Source organism: Agrobacterium tumefaciens (assembly GCA_025559845.1).
In the GTDB taxonomy this organism is placed as follows: domain Bacteria; phylum Pseudomonadota; class Alphaproteobacteria; order Rhizobiales; family Rhizobiaceae; genus Agrobacterium.
In genome coordinates this window covers 683,522-700,276 of the sequence record CP048469.1, presented here as the reverse complement: position 1 = coordinate 700,276, position 16,755 = coordinate 683,522, and the positions used below count along the sequence as shown (strand labels likewise).

The following is a 16,755-nucleotide window of genomic DNA, read 5'->3' as shown; positions in this document are numbered from 1 at the left end:
CTAAGCGTCCTGACCAATGAAAAGCGGTGCGTCGGCATCCTGTTTTTCGGCAACGACAGCGACGGTGGAATCACCTCTCCAATCGGCGTGAAAAAATGCGGAGTCGGTTCAAAGGGTTAAAATTCTTTTAACTTCTCCCTCTGGACACGGCGAATCGCAAATGATTCATTAAGGCAGATTCGGGCGGCGGCGCTTCGAATTCCATGAGGGACAATCACAAGGCGGGACAATGACGAACGTGCGGCGGGCGACTGCGGGCGATGAGCGGCCGTATGCCAAATTTTCAGACTTTGCGGCCTGGGGAGAGCGCCTCTCCAGTGACCTGATGGGTCTGATGGATGGCGACGAGCGGCGAATTCCGCAGGTTGAAAGCCTGCTCAAGCGCTTGATTCCTATTCTTATTCTGGCGTTCCTCGTTGTCGTTGCGGCATCGCGCGTCCTTGGTATCGTTTCCGAATACAGCCGCATGGAAGAAGCGGCCCGCCACAGCACGGCCTTGACCGCGCTTACGGCAAAGGCGGCCCTACTCAACAATGGCAAGGTTTTCGCCGTGCAGGATCGCACGCCTGCGGAAACAAGCCTGCTGGCCGCGTTGCCGCCGGGCAGTCTTGCCGATGGGACCCTGGTTTTGCTGTCAGGCAGCAATGGCCGGATCTTTGCCGGTGCAGGCAAGCAAGCGCCGCTTTACATTGGCACCGCCCTTCCCGCGCTGCTGCCGGAAATTGCCATCGTCCAGCGCTTTCCGGGTGCGCCCGGCACCGTCGAGACCACGATCGACGGCATCCAGCACTACGCCACGATGATCCCGTTCGGCAGCGACGGCAGCATGGTGATTGCCGCCAGGTCGCTTGAGCCGATCCGCTCTTTCTGGCGCAGCGAAATTGCCATGAACGTGACGCTGTTCGCAGGCATTTCCGCCATCCTGCTCGTTATCCTCTACGCCTACTACATGCAGGTCAGACGCGCCCGCGATGCGGACGATATTTTTGCAGAATCCAACCTGCGGGTTGAGACCGCGCTGTCGCGCGGCCGTTGCGGTCTCTGGGATTTCGACCTGTCCACCCGGCGCATGTTCTGGTCGGGATCGCTCTATGAAATTCTGGGCATGCCGCCGAAGGCAGCGCCCCTGTCCTTCTCCGACGCCGCCCGCATGATGCATTCCGAGGACGGCAACCTCTACGAACTCGCCCGCGCTGTGGGTTGTGGCAACCTTCGCCAGATCGACCAGATCTTCCGTATGCGCCACTCCAAGGGACATTACGTCTGGCTGCGCGCCCGTGCCCAGGTCATCCGCACGAACAATGGTCCGCGTGTGATCGGCATCGCCATGGATGTCACCGAGCAGCACCGTCTGGCACAACGTTATGCAGAGGCCGATCAGCGCCTCGCTGACGCGATCGAATCCACCTCGGAAGCCTTCGTTCTCTGGGACAAGAACGACCGTCTGGTGATGTGCAACACCCATTACCAGCAGGCTTACGGCCTGCCGGACAGCGTTCTCGTCGCTGGCACCGAAAAGGCTGTTCTGCTGGCTGCCGCCTCGCGTCCGGTTACGGAACGCCGCGTTGCCGATCCCGATCAATCCGGGCTCTCCCGCACTATGGAAGTGCAGCTTGCCGATGATCGCTGGCTGCAGATCAACGAACGCCGTACCCGCGACGGCGGACTTGTCTCTGTCGGCACCGACATCTCGCTTCTCAAGCGCCATCAGGAGCGCCTGCGCGAATCCGAGCGTCGCTTGATGGCAACGATTGGCGATCTCTCGGCCTCGCAACACAAGCTGGAGCGCCAGAAGACAGAGCTATCTGCGGTCAACGCCAATTACCTATCAGAAAAAGAACGCGCAGAGGCTGCCAACAAGGCGAAGTCAGAGTTCCTTGCCAATATGAGCCATGAACTGCGCACGCCGCTCAACGCCATTCTGGGCTTTTCAGAAATCCTCCTGGCGGAAATGTTCGGTCCGGTGGGCTCACCGAAATATTCCGAATATGCGCGCGACATCCACGACAGCGGCAAACACCTGCTGAACGTCATCAACGACATTCTCGACATGTCGAAGATCGAAGCAGGACATATGCGCATCAACCGCGAGACGGTCGATCTTGCTCCGCTGATCGAGGAAACGCTGCGGCTTACCGCCATTCAGGCGGAACAGAAGGCCATTACCGTTCACCAGCGCGTCTGCTCAGGCCTGACTATGCATGGCGACCGCCGTGCCATGAAGCAGATCATGCTGAACCTTTTGTCCAATGCCGTGAAGTTCACGGGAGACGGCGGTCACATCGCGCTTCGCACCCACGTTCATGAAGCCGCCCTTATGCTGACAATTGCCGATACAGGCATCGGCATTCCCGCCAAGGCGCTCGACAAGATTGGCCAACCTTTCGAGCAGGTACAAAGCCAATATGCCAAGAGCCAGGGCGGTTCGGGTCTCGGCCTCGCCATTTCGCGCTCACTCGTCAAGCTGCATGGTGGCACGATGAAAATCCGCTCCAGCGAGGGCAAGGGCACGGTGGTCACGATTGTCATTCCCCATGCCGAGGCGCGTTGCGGCACGAAGCATTGATATCGCAACGGCAGAAATGGGCTTCCGTTCAAGACGTTGGCCCGTCAGCCGCCATTCTTGACCGTTGACTGATAGGCTTTGCGCACCGCCTTCGACAGTCGCTTCACCTCACCTTCCAGGGTCTGAATATTGGGGCAATCTCCCGCACGGCAGACAAGGTCGACCAGACCTGCCGGGGCTTCCTTCGGATTGAAGCCGCCATCGATACACAGACGGACGATCTGCGAAATTTCCGTGTAAAGCGCCATCGCCTTCATGCAGTCGTCGAAGGCCATCGGGTCCATTGTTCCCGCTGCCATGGCGTGAAGCGCTTCGCGTGTACTCAGGCCGGGCTTGTGCGCAGGCAGTCCCTTGGCAGGTCCGACCAACGCCAGAAATTGCGCGATGAACTCCAGATCGATCAAACCACCGGGGATAAGCTTGAAGTCCCAGATGTTTTCCGGCGGTTTTTCCTGCTCAATCAGCGAGCGCATTTCAAGAACATCTGCGGAGACTTTCGACACATCCCGTTTCTCGGACAGGATTGACGCAACGATCTTTCCGGCATCCTCGATCAACGAGGCGTCGCCGCAGATGAGCCTTGCGCGCGACAGGGCCATATGCTCCCAGGTCCAGGCCTCCGTGCGCTGATACTTCTCAAAGGCTGCGATGCGTGTCGCGACCGGACCTTTGTTGCCCGAAGGGCGAAGGCGCATGTCGACTTCATAGAGCACCCCTTCCGCCGTCGGGGCGGAAAGTGCCGAGATCAGCCTTTGTGTGACACGGGTAAAGTAGCGCACGGCATCGAGCGGTTTGGCACCAGTCGATTCATGTGCGGTGTCGTCGTAGTCATAAAGCAGGATCAGGTCGACATCCGAACCTGCTGTGAGTTCGAACGAACCAAGCTTGCCCATGCCCATGACAGCGACCCGGCCACCGGGATATTGACCATGCGCCGTTTCCATTTCCGCCAGCACTGCTTTCAGTGCCGCCTCGATCACCAGATCGGCAAGATGGGTAAAAGCGCGGGCGGCAATATCGCCATGGATGGCGTCAGTCAGCAGTCGCACACCGATCAGGAAGCGTTGTTCGGCGGCGAAGATGCGCAGCCGATCCAGAACGTCCTCGTAGTGAACCGCAGAAGACAGGAAATTGTCCATGCGGGCAGCAAGATAATCGCGCGTCGGAATATCGCTCATCAGAGCGGGATCAAGCATGCCATCGAACACATGTGGACGGGCTGCGATGATTTCGGCAAGCCTTGGCGCCGATGACATGATCGTTACCAGCAGCGACAGAAGCGCCGGATTGTTGCCGAGCAACGAAAAGAGCTGGATACCAGCAGGCAGACCGGAGAGGAAATTGTCGAACCGCAGTAGCGCCTCATCCGCGCGCGTGCTTTCGCCAAAGGCTTTCAGCAGGTCCGGCGTCAATTCCGTCAGTCGTTCGCGTGCTTCCACCGATTGCGTTGCCCTATAGCGGCCATTGTGCCAGGTGCGGATGACGCGGGAAATATCTTCCGGCCGTTGGAAACCAAGCGAAGCCAAGGTCTTCAGCGTATCCGGGTCGTCTTTCTGGCCGGTGAAAACCAGGTTGCCACCATCGCCTGACAGCTTCACTTCCTGTTCGAACAGGGCGGAATATTTGCGCTCCACCAGACGCAACACACCCTCCAGCTTTTCGGCAAAGGCCTTGGTGTCAGCAAAACCAAGCATGAAGGCGATGCGTTTCAGTTCGGACTCGCTGTCCGGCAAGGTGTGGGTCTGCTCGTCCCGTACCATCTGGATGCGGTGTTCCACCTCACGCAGAAACCAGTAAGCGTCCGCCAGACTATCGCGGGTTTCCGGATCGATCCATTTCGCTTCGGTCAAGGCAGCCAGCGCCTGCTCGGTGGAGTGGACGCGCAATGCCGGCATACGACCGCCGGCAATCAACTGCTGCGTCTGGGCGAAGAACTCTATTTCGCGAATACCGCCACGCCCGAGCTTGACGTTGTGCCCCTTCACGGCAATCGCGCCATGTCCCTTGTGGGCATGGATTTGCCGCTTGATCGAATGGATGTCGGCAATCGCCGCATAATCAAGATATTTGCGGAAGATGAAGGGCGTCAGTTCGCGCAGGAAGTTGGCGCCTGCCTTCAGATCGCCTGCAACCGGACGCGCCTTGATGTAGGCGGCGCGCTCCCAGTTCTGACCCCTGCCCTCGTAATAGGTCAGCGCTGCTTCAACCGGAATGGCAAGGGGCGTCGAGCCGGGGTCCGGGCGAAGTCGCAAATCGGTGCGGAACACATAACCGTCTGCGGTGCGCTCCTGCATGATGCGGACGAGACGGCGCATCATGCGACCAAAATTCTCGGTCGCATCGAGCGGGTCTTTCATGATGCCTGCGGACGGCTCGAAAAAGACAACTGCGTCGATATCGGATGAATAGTTCAGTTCGTGCGCGCCGAGTTTGCCCATTCCGAGAACGATCAGGCCCGAACTTTCGCTCGGTGCAGCCACATCCTTGAGGACCAGTTTTCCGCCCTCGTGCGCTGCAAGCAGAAGATGGTCGATGGCTGCTGAGAGCGACGCATCCGCCATATCGCTCAACCAGCGCGTTGTGTCGCGGGCGGTGAAGATCCGTGCGAGATCGGCAAGTGCGGCGATGAAGGAAAGCCGGCGTTTGGCGATACGAAGCCTCGACATGACTTCGTTTTCAACAGGGGTTCCTGCATCTCCCGCAGGCTTCCAGCTATCGCGCGCTTCCTCCACCAGCGTTGCGAGCAGTGGCTCAACCGGACCAGATATGGCAAGCGTCAGCAAACCTTCGTCCGCCGTGGCGATGTCACGCAGATAAGGCGAAAGAGTAAAGGCGTTGGCAATGAAGGTCTTGAGCGTGCTTTCTCCCGCAAGCAGATCCGCCACAGCGGGTTCGCTACGACCGATGTCCTTCAGCGTCGACAACACCGACTTCAGTTCGGCCCGCGTATAAGGGCGGATCACATCCGGCTGAACGTCACCAAGCCATTTGCCTTCGGCATTTGTCTTCTGCACTGTCTCTCTCCCTGCCTGCAGGGTCCCATACCTGCATATCGTCCCTACCGCATTGGAGCGGAAATCCAAATCGATTTCCGCTCACCGGGTGAGATGAGCCACCTCCTCTAGAGCTAGGCGACCTCTTCAATGACCGGCAAATCCTGCCGCGCCTGCGCTGGTTGCAGCCTTCCCTTGTACGCAACGATCGGGCCGATCAACGGCAGCGAAATATCGATGTCGAAACAGAAATCGTTGCCTTCCTGTGTTTCAAAACTCGCACCTGATGGCAGCAGGAAGCCGGGCAACGGGACGCCCAACACGCGCCAGCGACGCGGAACGAACGCCAACCGGCCATCATGCAGCACAAGTGCAAGGGCCACCGTGACGATGCCGAAACGTTCCAGCAGCAGATACGTATCCTTGCCGAAGCCAGGTGACTGAACAGACGAGAAGCGTCTTCCGCCGAAGTTGCGTGTCCAGCGCTCCCCGTCTTTCTCAGGAGTAAGTGTTACGCTGACGGGCACCTGATCTGCCGCTTTGGGAAAGCCGAATAGTGCGGAGATCATTCGCGCCATGATGCCTTGTCCGCGACGGACCTCAGCAAAGCCGTGCCAGTCCTGGGTTGCAAGACTTTCGTGCAGTTCGCGCAGTCGCGGCGGCAGATCGTCAAAGGCCGAGCCCAGCACCTTGCGAAACAAGGGCACAGCCGGTTCGTCACGGCGGAAACCGGTGAAAATGGTCTTGCGGCGAAATAGCCTTTCGTAATCGGCAAGATCAAGCGCGTGGGCGCCCGAGCGGGCACCTGGTTGCGGTCGCTCACCAGCCTGCAATTTGCGAATGATCGCTTCTATTGCCATCGAGGGGATGTAAGGACCATCGTCCCCCTCCGCCAACATATGCCAGCTCATCTCCGTGGGCTTGCCGTCTGCCAGACCGTGGGCGTGCACAAACATGCCGCCCCGGTGTTCACCAAAGCGCAACAAGTTCAAGACGGTATAGAAAAAGACAGAGAGCGGTTCGAAGGACGGCAAACCAAAACGCGCTCGCGCTTTTGCCAGCAGGTTGAGCATGCGGTGCAGAATTTCAGGCGTGGGACCGGCACCCATCCAGATATCTTTCATTGTCGCATGTTCCGGCGGGATCACCTGCAGGTCCGGCACATCGACAAGTGAGAAGTGCACGTTCCTGAGCGGGAGCTTTCCGGGAACAGCCACCGTGTAGCGCATGCTTTCCGCCAGCCCAATGCCGTGAGCGTGCTTGCCGTCTCGCCAGAGCTTGACCGGCGCCCCGGCATAACCCGCCACGGCGCGCATCACGTTCAGACCAATTCCGGCATAAGGAGAAGGCGCAATGCCACCTTGTACCGAGACGACGTCCATCTCCTTGGCGATCTCGCGCAAAACAGCTGCCGTCAAAACGGGAAAACTGCTGACGCCTGAGAGAACGAACATACCCGCTGACTTCGCGCGGGCATCGAACTGGCTGACACCGAAAACAAAGTCGGCGGCATCGGCAAAGTCCAGATAATCGATATGTGCCTCAAGACACGCTTCTATGACTGCGTAGCGTTCGGTCCCGTAATCCTGAAAAGGGCCCGAGGCATCGACAACGAGACCGGGAGCATGGACGTGCAAGGCAGTTTTAATATCCTGACGATCGAGTGCGACGGGCGTAAGTTTCGGCCGCCCCTTATAGCCCGCACAAAAGGCCTCGGCACGGGTCAAGGTTCGACCGCAGACCAGAATTTCCAGACCGGACATATCTGCAAGAAGTTCTGCAAGCCGACCGCCAAACACACCATAACCGCCGAGGATCAATATCTTCACCGACGCACACCCCAATCGATTTTCAAATGACTATCTTTAAAAACGCCTGCACTTCCCGCTCAAAGAATTCGGCTCCTGTATTCGGGCGGCGCGACCCAGCACTCCTGCCGTTTCCCGAACCAGCGATATCGGTTGCGCGCGACAAGGCGATACACAGGATCGCGCAGAAAAGCGGGGATGACACGCACTATGCCGAGCAACCGCCAAGGAAAGCCTAGCGCTTCGTAGATGCCGAGAACGGCGTCACTGTCCTGGCGAATCCTGTCGCCATCGACAAGCAGAAGGCTGACCGGGTTTTTCGGGTCCATACCGTGACGTCGGTAGATTTCCGCGCCGATGACGCCCTGCATGGAGGCCAGCCGAAAATGTCCTGCCCTGTCGTGTTTCAGGACGAATTGCGCATTTGCGGCGCACAGAACGCATTCGGCATCGAAGAGAATGATCGGACCTTGCCGTTCCATATCCGCCGGGGCCGGGCTTGCCATCTGTCAGTCTTCCTTGTGCCGATCGCCATGAAAAACACAGAGATCACAATGAACCAAAGAGCAATATTTCGATCAATATTCTTCAGTTCAACACAAAAGAACAGGCGCCATTTGACGCACCAGCAGTCACCCGGAAGTCGACGATAATCTCCTGCCGGCTACAATTTTGCGACTGGAAAAACCATGGAAACGGTCAGGCCCGGAGATGTGGCATTGGCTGGATTGGTGTCTGATAGCGCCAATGAACCACCGTGCAACTCCATAACGGCCTCCACGAGAGAAAGACCGAGTCCTGTTCCTGGCTTGGAGCGACTTTCATCCAGTCGCACGAACCGTTTCAGCACTTCCTCACGCTTGTCAGCGGGAACTCCCGGCCCGTCGTCGGCGACGGAGAGCATGATGGAATCATGCTGTTTTGTCAGCCGGACAACAAGCTTCTTCTCTCCCTCGGCTTCGCTCGCATATTTCATCGCGTTGTCGATAAGGTTGGAAAGTGCCTGACCGATCAGTTCGCGATTGCCCTTGACGGACAACCCCTCCTCGATCTCGGTCGTCAGAACCAGCCCGGCGTCTTCTGCAACAGGCTCGTAAAGTTCCGCACTGTCGGCAGCGATTGCAGACACATCCACATCGGTCATTTCGGCAGCAATGGAACCTGCCTCAACACGAGAAATCATCAGAAGCGCATTGAAGGTACGGATGAGCTGGTCGGATTCCGCGATGATCCCTTCAAGGGCAGCGCGCCGCTTCGTTTCATCGGTATCGTTCAATGCGTCGGCGGCCTTGTTTCTCAATCGCGTCAGCGGTGTCTTGAGGTCATGGGCGATGTTGTCGGAAACCTGCCGCAACCCCTCATTCAGCTTCTCGATGCGACCAAGCATTGCATTGAGCGAGCCCGACAGACGATCGAACTCATCCCCGGAGCGGCCTTGCGGCAGACGCTGTGAGAGATCGCCCGCCATGATCTTTTTCGTGGCGGCAGACATGCGGTCGATGCGTTTCAGGGCGTTGCGACCAATGCCGAACCAGATGAGCAGCGCACCGGCACTCATGATCGCCAGCGCAACCATCAGCGCGTTGCGGACCAGTGCCCGGAATTTGGTTGGTTCACCAAGGTCGCGTCCGATCAGGATGCGCAGGCCATTGTCCAGCGTGAAAACATTGGCGGTCGCCAGATGCTGCACACTGTCTCCGCTCTCCGAGTAACGCTCGTAGCTAAAGGGGAAGCCGGTCCAGCCCTCCTTGTCGAACACGCCCGGTTCCACGGAGGCGACATTACCAGCAAGAATTTCACCGTTCGGTCCAGCGATGATGTAGAGGCTTGCTCCCGGCTGGCGTGCCCGACGCTCCATCATCCGCAGGAGCGGATTGATACCGCCGCGGCCATAGATGCGCTGCACATCGGCCACTTCCTGTAACACGGCATCACGCGTCTGCTGGTTCAGCAGGCGCTCCGACAAAGCCGTAACGTAAAACACCAGGAAAGCGGCGCACAGTGCAAACAGCAGGATATAAAGCGCCGACAGACGGACCGCTGTGGACCGGAACAATATTCTAAGGCGGGCCATTTTCGCCAATCAGCCCTCGTCCTTCATCATGTAACCCGCGCCGCGAATGGTCTTCAAAAGCGGCTTCTCGAAGTCCTTCTCGATTTTCGAGCGGAGACGGGAAACATGCACGTCGATAACATTGGTCTGGGGATCGAAATGATAGTCCCAGACATTTTCAAGGAGCATGGTACGGGTCACGACCTGTCCGGCATTTTTCATCAGATATTCCAGCAGACGGAATTCGCGCGGCTGCAGCAGGATTTCCTTGCCGTTGCGGCGCACGTCGTGGGAGAGCCGATCCAGTTCCAGATCGCCAACACGATAAACCATGTCCTGTTCGGGTTTGCCCTTGCGGCGGCCCAGCACCTCGATACGGGCGAGCAGCTCTGAAAAGGCGTAGGGTTTGGGCAGATAGTCGTCGCCACCGGCACGCAGCCCGGTGACACGGTCATCCACCTGTCCGAGTGCGGACAGGATCAGAACCGGGGTTTCGATACCGCGACGGCGCAGTTCGCTGATGACGGACAGTCCGTCGCGACGCGGCAGCATGCGGTCGATGACCATGACATCATAGGCGTTTTCGCAGCCCATGAACAAACCGCTCTCACCGTCGCTGGCGTGATCGGCGACAATTCCGGCTTCCCGGAACGCCTTTGTCATGTAGGCAGCAGCCTCAAGGTCGTCTTCAATGACTAGAATCTTCATGTGCGGGACAATAGCGCCCTCGCCCTTTTCCGTACAACCGGAAACAGATGCGGGAGACAGTTCCTGAACCTTGTTTTCCACGAGAAGTCCTCCGGATATACGGCGGGAGGCCGACGGGAGCCGGCCTGCGTCCTGCTTCATATCGGGGTGGCGGGGAGACGGCACAAGCCGCTCCCCGTCCCGTTCAGATCATCAGCCCTGATCGATATCGAGAGCGATGAAGCGGCTGCCATTTTCCGTCTGGATCTGGAACAGCGCCTTGGAACGACCGTCCTTCTTGGCCTGTTCGAGGATCTTCTCGACATCGGCTGCGGACGCAACCTGCTGGTTGTTGACCGAGGTGATCTTTTCACCCGTCTTCAGGCCACGAGCGGCGGCATCGCTATCAGGATCGACATCGGTGATGGCAAGGCCATTGCCGTCATCGGAAGGCGCAACCGTCAGGCCGAGGCTGGAGAGAGCCTTTTCGCTGGAAGGCTGGCTGCCGTTGTCGTCATTCTGGGTCGGCGTTGCCTTGGAGGCATCGTCGCTTGCCAGATCGCCAAGCGTCACGGTTACCGACTGAGACTTGCCGTCACGCCACAGCGAGACTTCAATCTTGCTGTTCGGCGCCATGCCACCGATACGACGCGAGAGATCGCGTGCATCCTTCACCGGATCGCCGTTAACGGCGGTGATGATGTCACCCTGCTTGATACCGGCCTTGTCGCCCGGAGAACCGGCCTGCGGAGAAACGACCAGAGCACCGCTTGCTTCAGACAGACCCAGCGATTCAGCAATATCCTTGCTTACCGGCTGGATCTGCACGCCGAGCCAACCACGCTCAACCTTGCCGTCCTTCTGAAGATCGGCAATCACGTCCTTGGCGACGGAGGCCGGGATAGCAAACGCGATACCGACGTTACCACCCGACGGAGAGAAGATCGCGGTGTTGATACCGACCACTTCGCCGTTGAGGTTGAAGGCTGGACCACCAGAGTTACCACGGTTCACAGCAGCATCAATCTGGAGGTAATCGTCGTAAGGACCGGAGCCGATGTCGCGGCCACGGGCAGAAATGATACCCGAGGTAACAGTACCGCCGAGGCCGAACGGGTTACCGACTGCAACAACCCAGTCACCGACACGAACCTTGCTGTCATCGGCAAAGCGGACATAGGTGAACTTGCGGTTCACATCGACCTTGAGCAGAGCCAGATCGGTGCGCGGATCGCGACCAACCAGCTTGGCATCGAGTTCGGTGCCGTCGTTCATGACAACCGTATAAGCGGAACCGTCATCGACGACGTGGTTGTTGGTAACCACGTAACCGTCTTCAGAGATGAAGAAGCCGGAGCCCTGTGCAACAGGACGCAGCGGACCCTTGCCATCACGGTGGCGGTTCGGGCCACGATCACCGCGGTCGCCACGGTCCATGTTAGGGCCGCCGAACTCCTTGAAGAAGCGCTTCAGCGGATGGTCATCGGGAAGCTGGTCAAGACCGCGTCCACCGAAGTTAAAGGAAAAGCTGTTGCTGTCATCGGAGGCAGGCTGGACATTCGACTGCACGCGAACAGAAACAACGGCAGGCGAAACAGCATCGACGACGTTGGCGAAGCTCGGAACCTGCGGAGCGTTGACTTCAACCGGAGCAGCGAAGGATTGTGCGATTGGCGCAGCAACACCGGTCGAGAGCATCAGCGCGGCAAGACCGCCAACGGTCGTTGCCTTCAGAAAATTCTTCAGCGAGGGACGTCCGTTTTGCGAGTTAGACATTTTCGTACCTTCTTTCTTCATTCAGACAGGAACCCGTTTGACCGGGGAAGCGGTGGATGATGAAGATATAAGAGGCGACACCTTACAGCGAAGTGTCTGACGAATGAAAAAATCGTAATGTTGGAAAAGACTTCAGACGCGGAAAATAAACCGCTTATTTTTCAGTAAGGTCGCGGATTCTCGCTTCTTCTTCCGGCGTCAACATTGTGCCTTGCGGCAAGGCAGCCCGGCGACGGGAGAACACGAAAACGGCAAAAGATCCGGCAAGAATGAGGAGAATGGGGGCGCTCCAAAGGAGAACGGTGCGCAGGCTGAGACGTGGTTTCAGCAGCACGAACTCGCCGTAGCGCGACACCACGTAATCGATCACCGCCTGATCGCTGTCACCTTCCGTCAACCGTTCGCGCACCAACACTCTGAGATCGCGAGCCAGTTCGGCGTTGGAATCATCGATGGACTGGTTCTGGCAGACCATGCAGCGTAGCTGCGACGTCAGATTTCTCGCCCGCCCCTCCAGCACCGGGTCTTTCAACACCTCGTCGGGATTGAAAGCAAAGGCCGGCAAGGCAAGGAGTGAAAGCAGCAGCGCCACAAGCAGTTTTCGCATCATTCCGCAGCCTCCAGCGTCGGCGCGTTAACCGGCTTTGCCTTGCGGTTTGGCGCACCGACGCGCAACCGTCTGTCGGACAACGAAACGAAACCGCCCAACATCATGAACAGCGTTCCACCCCAGATGCAGAGAATGAAAGGCTTCCACCAGATACGCACGACGATACCGCCATCTTCCATGGGATCGCCGAGCGACACGTAAAGCTGGCTCAAACCGAAGGTCAGGATACCCGCTTCGGTGGTCGGCATGCGTCTTGCGGTATAGAGACGCTTCGATGACCAGACATCGCCGACTTCAACGCCCGCCTTGCGAACGGTGAAATGACCGCGATCCTCGGTGAAGTTTGGACCGACCGCATGGCGTATGCCGTCGAAGGTCAGGCTGTAGCCACCAGCTTCAGCAGTCATGCCCTGCTTCATTTCGAGCACGGTTTCGGTTTCGAAGGTGGTGACGATCACGATGCCAAGCACCGTGATGCCGAGCCCCATATGAGCAAGTGCTGTTCCAAAGGCCGAACGCGGCAGACCCTTCAGACGTCGAAAAGCGATGGAGAAGGCGAGCTTGCCGAAATTGGCGCGATACCAGAGATCAGCCAATGCGCCCAACACCAGCCAGAAACCGGCAGCGATGCCAAGCGCTGCCAGAACCGGGCCGCCGTTTTCGACGTACCACAGCGTCAGACCGGCAAGTGCGGCAAGCCCTGCAACCACATAAAGGCGCTGAAATGCTCCAAGCAGGTCGCCGCGTTTCCAGGCGAGCAGCGGACCGAACGGGGTCACGATCAGGATCGGCACCATCAACAGGCCGAAAGTCAGATTGAAGAACGGCGCGCCGACGGAGATTTTCTCTCCCGTCAATGTTTCGAGGATCAGCGGATAGAGCGTACCGATCAACACGGTCGCCGTTGCAACGGTCAGGATCAGGTTATTGAGAACGAGCGCGCCTTCACGCGAGATTGGCGCAAACAACCCGCCTGCCTTCAACTCCGGTGCCCGCCAGGCAAACAGGGCAAAGGCACCGCCGATGAAGATCATCAAGATACAGAGGATGAAGATGCCACGGCTTGGATCGGTCGCGAAGGCGTGTACCGAGGTCAGAACACCGGAGCGAACGAGGAACGTCCCGAGCAGCGACAGCGAAAACGTCATGATCGCCAACAGCACTGTCCAGATTTTCAGCGCCTCGCGCTTTTCCATGACCAGAGCCGAATGCAACAAAGCCGTTCCGGCAAGCCACGGCATGAAGGATGCGTTTTCAACCGGGTCCCAGAACCACCAACCACCCCAACCGAGCTCGTAATAGGCCCAGTAAGACCCCATGGCGATACCGGCCGTCAGGAACGTCCAGGCTGCCAGCGTCCAGGGCCTGACCCAACGTGCCCATGCGGCATCAATCCGGCCTTCGATAAGCGCTGCAACAGCAAAGGAGAAACAGACCGAAAACCCGACATAGCCGAGATAGAGCAGTGGCGGATGAATGGCGAGACCGAAATCCTGGAGGATCGGGTTGAGATCCTGTCCCTCGGCGGGCGCCGGATCAAGGCGCAGGAAGGGATTGGACGTCAGCAGAATGAAGAGCAGGAACGCGACGGCGATCCATGCCTGGACGGAAAGGACATTGGCTTTCAGCGTCTCCGGCAGGTTACGCCCGAATACGGAAACGAGCGCACTGAAGAATACGAGGATCAGCAGCCACAGCAGCATGGACCCCTCGTGATTTCCCCACACGCCTGTCAGCTTGTAGAGCATCGGCATCAGCGAATGGGAATTTTCCCAGACGTTGCGGACGGAGAAATCCGAAACAGCATAAGCGCGCGTCAGAGCCGCGAAGGACAACGATACCAGAAGAAACATCACCACCGAGCCGAGCGATGCGATGTCCATCAGCGCCCGGTCGTTGCGGCGGGCACCGATGACCGGCAGGATCGAGACGATCAAACCGACGCCGAGCGCCAGAACGAGTGCATAGTGACCGATCTCGTTGATCATTGCGTCGCTCCGGTCTTGTCCGTCGAAGCCCCGTCGCCTTCGGTGTGCTGCCACAGGCCCTTGTCTTTCAGGCGGTCCGCGACTTCCTTCGGCATGTAGTTCTCGTCGTGCTTGGCCAGCACGCTATCGGCAACGAAACCGTGTGTCGCGGCATCAAACGTGCCTTCCGTCACCACACCCTGCCCCTCGCGGAATAGGTCCGGCAGAATGCCGGTATAGGTCACCGGCACGGCGGCCGATCCGTCGGTGACGGTGAAGCTTACAGTCCTGCCCTCGCCACGCTTGACCGAGCCTTCCGCAACCAGTCCACCCAGACGAATGCGTGTGCCAGGATTGACCGGTGTTTTCTCCAGATCGGCCGGCATGTAGAAATAGGCGATCGACTGGCCGAAGGCGAACATGACGAGCAGCACCGCCATCATGATGAAGCTCACGCCGCCGCCGATGATTGCAAGCCGTTTCTGTTTGCGGGTCATTGTGTTGCCCCCTCCTGCGGCACAAGTCCGTCAGTGGAAATTCCGAGTTCCCTGGCGAGCGCCAGAAGCTGTTTGCCCTGTTCACCCTGCGGCGGGAACGCGGCAAGACCTGACTTCAGCGCCTCATTCGCCCTGTCGCCGTTTTTCAGAACGGCATAGGCCCGAACCAGGCGCATCCATCCCTCAAAGTCGGCAGGATTGTCGCGCATCTTGGCCTCAAGGCTTTCGACCATCCCCTCTATCATCGCCTGCCGGTCGGCGGGCGCCATGTCTTTTGCCGCGGCAACATCTTCAGCCGTTGGTCCAGGCTGCGCTCCGCCACCAGTACCGGCTCCGCCCGTGCGGGCAATATGCTCACGCACAAGCGGCAGCCACGGCGCACCGGCCGGCGCATCCTTGGCAAGTGCGGTGAACGCCGCCTGCGCTTCCGGCATCTTGCCAGCCTGCTCCAGAGACAGCGCCAGATAGAAACGTGCCCGCGGATTACCGGGTCTCTGACGCTCGGCATCCTCGAAGGACGACCGGGCAGCCTCGATGACAATGCCGTCATTCATTGCGACCAGCGTCTCGCCGAGACCGGTCAGGCGTTCGGGATTTTCTCCCAGCAGACGGATGGCATTGCGGTAAGCCATTTCGGCGTCACCCAGACGCTGGGTCTTGAAGTAGATCGGTGCAAGCACATCCCATCCACCGCCATCCGCCGGATTCTGCGCCAGATGTCTCTCAACCTTGGCAATCAACAGGTTCATGTCGTTGCCGGGGTTTTCAAGACGTGCTTCGAGCGGCAAGTCCGGGGCATCCGGACTTCCCTGCCAAATGTAAAGACAGAGACCGAGTGCTGGAAGCAGGACTGTTATGAAGGAGACGGCCAGATTGTGACGGCTTGGGCGAACGGAGCTCGCGGTCTCCTCGGCATCGGCTGCGGCCAGCAGGCGACGACCGATTTCGGCGCGCGCATATTCAGCCTGCGTGTCACCGATCAGGCCCGCCTGACGCTCGCGCTCAAGCTCTGCGAGCTGATCGCGGTAAACGGCAACCTCTCCGTCGCGGCGGCTTTCAGCTACCTCGGTCTTCCGCATCAGCGGATACATCAGGGCGATGGCGACAGCCGCCGTCAATATTGCAACGACAATCCAGAACATAGAGGCTCAATTACTCGAATGCGCGCCGCATGAAAACACGCGTATTGGGAATGACGTAAATTTGAGACATCACGTCGCATGCCACTCTTCCAGCGACAGGCGCGTTCTGGATCACGCAAGCACACTGCGCCTTGATTTACGTCAATGGTGACCAGCTTCCATCAGGGTTGCGACAGGCTGCACCGCGCACGCGCGTTTCCTTGCCGTCTACCGTCAGCGTATGGGAATATTGCCGGCAATTCTGGTTTCCGACCTGGTATGGTGCGTTGGCGATAACCTGCCCGCTGGCATCGTTGCCGGTCCAGCTTACCGGTGTTCCAACCGGCGCAGTCTCGAGTGCACGATATTCGGCCTCAAGCGCCTTTGTCTGGTCACCACGGTCAAGCTGCACACCGCTGCGTCCAACGATACCGCCCTGGAGATTGGCAAGGAACGGCGTGGAAGGCTGCGACGAGCGGCCAAACAGCCCACCGCCACTGCTTGCTGTTCGCGTGTTTGTCGTCGTGCAGGCGCTCAACATCGATACGCAGAGGACCGACAGAAGCACAGGGCGCGACACCAGAGAACGCATCGTTACGGAACGGCCGTTATCGTAAACGTCAACCAAACTCAGTCCTCACTACCATCGCATTGCACGCATTGTATCGCCATTGAAT

General features: G+C 58.6%; 12 protein-coding genes. 1 reads left to right on the top strand and 11 read right to left on the bottom strand.

All coding sequences use genetic code 11. The features are described from left to right. The first annotated feature begins 229 nt into the window (after nt 1–229). The gene (locus tag FY156_03390; protein UXS00596.1) at nt 230–2,566 is read left to right on the top strand and encodes a PAS domain-containing protein; all 2,337 of its coding nucleotides are present in this window, start codon (nt 230–232) and stop codon (nt 2,564–2,566) included. 44 nt (nt 2,567–2,610) lie between these two features. On the opposite strand, the gene FY156_03385 is transcribed toward FY156_03390, so the two are convergent. From FY156_03385 to FY156_03335, 11 genes are all read right to left on the bottom strand, one after another. Further along, on the bottom strand, nt 2,611–5,580 hold the full coding sequence (locus FY156_03385; GenBank protein UXS00595.1) for a bifunctional [glutamine synthetase] adenylyltransferase/[glutamine synthetase]-adenylyl-L-tyrosine phosphorylase: 2,970 nt from the start codon (nt 5,578–5,580) through the stop codon (nt 2,611–2,613). Between the two features lie 113 nt (nt 5,581–5,693). Further along, nucleotides 5,694–7,388: a DUF4166 domain-containing protein gene (locus FY156_03380; protein ID UXS00594.1), complete on the bottom strand. Its 1,695-nt coding sequence runs from the start codon at nt 7,386–7,388 to the stop codon at nt 5,694–5,696. A 59-nt stretch (nt 7,389–7,447) separates the two neighbouring features. Then, the gene (locus FY156_03375) at nt 7,448–7,873 is read right to left on the bottom strand and encodes a DUF393 domain-containing protein (protein ID UXS00593.1); all 426 of its coding nucleotides are present in this window, start codon (nt 7,871–7,873) and stop codon (nt 7,448–7,450) included. Between the two features lie 158 nt (nt 7,874–8,031). Further along, the gene (locus FY156_03370; protein ID UXS03011.1) at nt 8,032–9,441 is read right to left on the bottom strand and encodes a HAMP domain-containing protein; all 1,410 of its coding nucleotides are present in this window, start codon (nt 9,439–9,441) and stop codon (nt 8,032–8,034) included. Nucleotides 9,442–9,450: 9 nt separating this feature from the next. Beyond that, nucleotides 9,451–10,209 (bottom strand): response regulator transcription factor, encoded by a 759-nt coding sequence (locus FY156_03365; protein UXS00592.1) that lies wholly within the window; start codon nt 10,207–10,209, stop codon nt 9,451–9,453. 111 nt (nt 10,210–10,320) lie between these two features. Beyond that, nucleotides 10,321–11,883 (bottom strand): Do family serine endopeptidase, encoded by a 1,563-nt coding sequence (locus FY156_03360; GenBank protein UXS00591.1) that lies wholly within the window; start codon nt 11,881–11,883, stop codon nt 10,321–10,323. Nucleotides 11,884–12,037: 154 nt separating this feature from the next. Further along, nucleotides 12,038–12,490 (bottom strand): cytochrome c-type biogenesis protein CcmH, encoded by a 453-nt coding sequence (locus FY156_03355; GenBank protein ID UXS03010.1) that lies wholly within the window; start codon nt 12,488–12,490, stop codon nt 12,038–12,040. After that, the gene (locus FY156_03350) at nt 12,490–14,481 is read right to left on the bottom strand and encodes a heme lyase CcmF/NrfE family subunit (protein UXS00590.1); all 1,992 of its coding nucleotides are present in this window, start codon (nt 14,479–14,481) and stop codon (nt 12,490–12,492) included. The genes FY156_03355 and FY156_03350 overlap by 1 nt, the downstream gene beginning before the upstream one ends. Beyond that, a complete protein-coding gene (gene ccmE / locus FY156_03345) occupies nt 14,478–14,957 on the bottom strand; it encodes a cytochrome c maturation protein CcmE (protein ID UXS00589.1) in 480 nt (159 codons plus the stop codon). The genes FY156_03350 and ccmE overlap by 4 nt, the downstream gene beginning before the upstream one ends. Further along, complete coding sequence (gene ccmI, locus FY156_03340; protein ID UXS00588.1) at nt 14,954–16,099, bottom strand: c-type cytochrome biogenesis protein CcmI; 1,146 nt, start codon at nt 16,097–16,099, stop codon at nt 14,954–14,956. Before ccmI ends, ccmE begins: the two co-directional genes overlap by 4 nt. 136 nt (nt 16,100–16,235) lie before the next feature. Next, complete coding sequence (locus FY156_03335) at nt 16,236–16,670, bottom strand: hypothetical protein (GenBank protein ID UXS03009.1); 435 nt, start codon at nt 16,668–16,670, stop codon at nt 16,236–16,238. Between the last annotated feature and the right edge of the window lie 85 nt (nt 16,671–16,755).